The sequence below is a fragment of the Syntrophomonas sp. UBA5494 genome (genome assembly GCF_002426325.1).
Genome location: NZ_DIPG01000087.1, coordinates 470 through 4,094 on the forward strand (window position 1 = coordinate 470; position 3,625 = coordinate 4,094).

The following is a 3,625-nucleotide window of genomic DNA, read 5'->3' on the forward strand; positions in this document are numbered from 1 at the left end:
CACTGTTTTCAGCCTCAAACATTTGCATTTTTTCTCTTGCTTGTTCCTTTTGGCATGCAAATATGTCCAACGCCAAATATACCTGTGTCATATCTAAAACTTTAATATAGCGTACACCTTTAAGTCTTTATGTTCCCCTTTAACATACATTACTTTTCTACTTATACCTTCAAAAGACATACCTAACTTTTCCATAACACACTCTGAACCCTTGTTTTCTAAAAAACATCGCGCCTGAATACGAACTAAGTTCATACTTTCGAAACCAAAAGAAATGAGTGCCATTGCTGCTTCGGTAATTAACCCTTTGCCCCAGCATTCTTTAGATAGAACATATCCAATTTCAGCACTATTATGTTCTGGCTGCCACCAAACAAAGTGAACTGTTCCAATAAATTTACCATTTTCTTTAAGCTCAATCCCCCATGGAGCATCATATTTAGATAAAAACGTATTTATAAATTCCATTGTATCTGATAATGAGGAATGAGTATCCCAAGTTACATATCTCGTTACTTCTTCATTCGAAGCATATAAATACATATCTTCTGCATCATCTAATGTAATTTTTCTAAGGATGAGACGCTCCGTTTCTATTTTAGGTACATCAGCAAATTTTTCTAAAATACTCATTAATTCACCACTTTACAAAATATTATCGCCTGATAATAATTCTATCATTTTTTAAAATTTATTTATCAACAACAAACTTCAACAGAGCCAATTGTAAAGCAACAAGAGGGCAACAAGGAACATTCTTTTTGTTGGCTTTGGGCCCACCCTGTTAGCCCGTCAAAAAAGCCGTTCCTCGGTTGGATCGGGGAACGGCTTTTGTTGCTCTTAACTATTTTTTCTGCAGAAATCCTTTGATCAATATGCACGGGGTGCCCGCGTCGGCGGAGCCGCTGACCAAGTCCGCCAGGCTGGATAAGAGGTCCTCGGATTTCCTGGGGGTGGTGCCCTCGATCTCTAAGCTGCTGCGATCAAACTGCTCCCATAGAAGTTTGCTTCCGGCTTCCTTCGGCTTGTACCCGTAGGGTGATTCCACCTCACGATGCACAACCTTGCCCTTGGCTATAGCGTAACCAAACCAGGTATTGAGGAAATACGCGGAAATAGAAAGAAGGACTTCACAATGGTTGAATGATTCAAACTTCACTATCGGGAATTGATCAATCATGATAAATACCGGTCTCGCTTTTCTTTCGGGCTATCCTTGGCATAACATAGTTCCTTCTATATTCTTCCTGTTGTAAGAATACCATTATGTTCCAAGTCGATCAATAGAACCGTCCCCCTGATTGGTCGAACCGTCCCCCTGATTGGTCTAGTATCGTCCTCAGAACAATATCAAACTGAATTCACCAACCTGCGCCCTTCTGACGGGCCAGCGCCGATGAGACCAAAACCGTTCTTGATGGGCGGTTAAAATAATGAGCAATTACCGGTATCTGCTGCAAGGCAGGTGCTTTTTTTATGTATGTATGCATAAAGGGAAAGAAACAAGCCACCCTCCGAGCAGGCATCGGATGGGGCATCGTTCGGGCTGCGGCGGAATTCTCTCCCATGGAACCCGCTGCGAAACGTACACCGTCCAATCATACATCCCAGCAATTAGGCAGGTGTCATTGTGAAGATTAAAACCACGATCATATTTATTCTGATGACTCTTTTGCTGCTCCCTGCTGCCGGATGCAGCCGCAAGCCTCAGGATTTGCACACCGGGGCTCAGCAGAGCATTCCGCCGGAAACAGGGGTAAACAACGATATCACTGATCCCGTCCAACTGGAACAGCTCTGGCAGGAATACTTTTATGATTCCATTGCCACCGTAGGCAACACTCGGGAATTCAACTCCGCCCAGGAAATAGATCCGCTCAACGTGGCCCAATTCTGCTGGCTGAAATATGTTGAGGAACATGGCTGGGAAAGCCTGGAGCCGGCCGATGAGGATAGCAGCCTGAGGCTGTTTCCCCTGGATACGGCTCTCGAATATGCCCGTCGCTATTTCAATTTAACCAGCATGGATGTGTCTGCAATTGAACCGGACATCTATGACCCGCAAAGGCGCGCTTTCATGTTTAACCTTGGCGGAGAACGAGCCCGGCCTTCTTATCATGATCCCAATGCCTGGGGCTATTCCCTGGATCAGGTGGCTAAAAACAGCGACGGTTCCGTAACCTTCATACTGACCCGTTCCGTTTCGCCGCAAAAGGACCTGGTAGAGATGACGGAAACTTACACGTTGAAACAGCGTGAAGACGGAAGCCTTTACTTTGATAGCGGCAAGCGGGACTACGTGAACAATCATCTTGTCAGTTTGACCGGCGATTATCAGCGCTTTGACCAAATCATCGGTTTTGGCGAAAATCCGGATGCGCTTTCCATGCTGGGGGAGGTTGAAGGCAGCTTGATTCTGGCTTATGCGCCTTATGACAAAGGGCAAAACGCCGCTCTCATGCTGGTGGATCCTGAGACCATGACAGTGGAAAAGCGGCTTGAGATAAAAGGAAACTTTTCACCTGCCGATGTGAGTGCGGCAGGTGAAAGCATGATCATCCGCCTGAATGATAAGTTTATCGCCGTTGATAAAACCCTGCGGCATGCTGAGGATATCCCCCTGCCCGGCATCATCGCGGCGAAAATCAACCGGGAGCCGCAATACGATGGGCATGGACATCCGGATGTTTTCTTCGGGGGCTGGGACGTATCCGGCGACCGGAAAAGTTATGTTTATGCCGATGAAGTTGGCCTGAAGCTCTTGAATACGGTTGATAACAGCGAAAAACTGCTTGCCGAAACGGTAGCGCTTGCCGGCGGTGCGGTGCCGGAAAATTCTTTTCACCACAGCCCCCGTTTTGTGGCCGACGGGGAAAAGGTTGTCACCACCATGCTCGGCTATGAAGGCGCTACGGGTTATATGCTGTACGACCTGGCAAAGGGAACCGCACAAAATTACGGTATCGCTTCGCAGTTCTCTTCAACCGGCCTCATCCGCTATGACAGCGGGCTTCTGGAGATCAATAGCTATCTTCCTGATCCAGGCAGCCAAAGCGATGATTATAAAACCGTGTATCTGGATTTTAAAAGCGGGGAGCTTCAGGAAATTTCTCTTGAAGATACCGGTGATACCGGTCATATCAGCATTCCCGACCATTGTTATGTGGGGCCGAACCATGCCGCCTTCATCACCTTTAAACTGGACCAGACTGACAACACCAACAACATGTTCTATCTTCACCGGCTGAATCTGAAAACATGGTTGATCGAGGCTGAAATCATCTCCGTGAAGGCAGCCGATACACATATCCTGGGGGTTCTGGCTGACGGGCGGATTGTGTTCCGTTACAATCTGAATCCCAGTGAAAACGGGGTTTGTGTCACTGCAAAATAATCTTAAAAGCGTGCAGCGGCGTGAGCGGCAACTCCAATTCATGATTTTTCCCGTCATGTGTGCGCTCATCTCGGCTCAGCGGGCGGGGAACTAGGGGCCGGTTGGACGGTTGATGTAGATGCTGATGAATATACCCTGGATCGTTTTACTATTCACACTTATCCCGGGATAATGAGTGGCAGAAGCAGTCCGAGAGATGCCTTACATGGTAACTATAAAATCATTTACTGG

3 protein-coding genes are annotated in these 3,625 nt (G+C 46.9%); 1 reads left to right on the forward strand and 2 read right to left on the reverse strand.

Going from position 1 to position 3,625, the window contains the following annotated elements; translation table 11 throughout:
- Positions 1-93: 93 nt before the first annotated feature.
- Together B3W37_RS09665 and B3W37_RS09670 are read right to left on the reverse strand one after the other, a co-directional pair.
- Positions 94-633: a GNAT family N-acetyltransferase gene (locus B3W37_RS09665; protein ID WP_481039495.1), complete on the reverse strand. Its 540-nt coding sequence runs from the start codon at positions 631-633 to the stop codon at positions 94-96.
- Between the two features lie 211 nt (positions 634-844).
- Positions 845-1,159 carry a coenzyme F420-0:L-glutamate ligase gene (locus tag B3W37_RS09670; RefSeq protein WP_483175578.1) on the reverse strand — a complete coding sequence of 105 codons (315 nt, stop codon included), beginning with the start codon at positions 1,157-1,159 and terminating at the stop codon, positions 845-847.
- 471 nt (positions 1,160-1,630) lie between these two features.
- Between B3W37_RS09670 and B3W37_RS09675 the strand changes: the two genes are divergently transcribed.
- On the forward strand, positions 1,631-3,394 hold the full coding sequence (locus B3W37_RS09675; protein WP_483175579.1) for a hypothetical protein: 1,764 nt from the start codon (positions 1,631-1,633) through the stop codon (positions 3,392-3,394).
- Positions 3,395-3,625: the final 231 nt, after the last annotated feature.

Coding starts and splice junctions, on each gene's coding strand:
- B3W37_RS09665 (WP_481039495.1), bottom strand. CDS start 633: ATGAGTATTTTAGAAAAATTTGCTGATGTACCTAAAATAGAAACGGAG.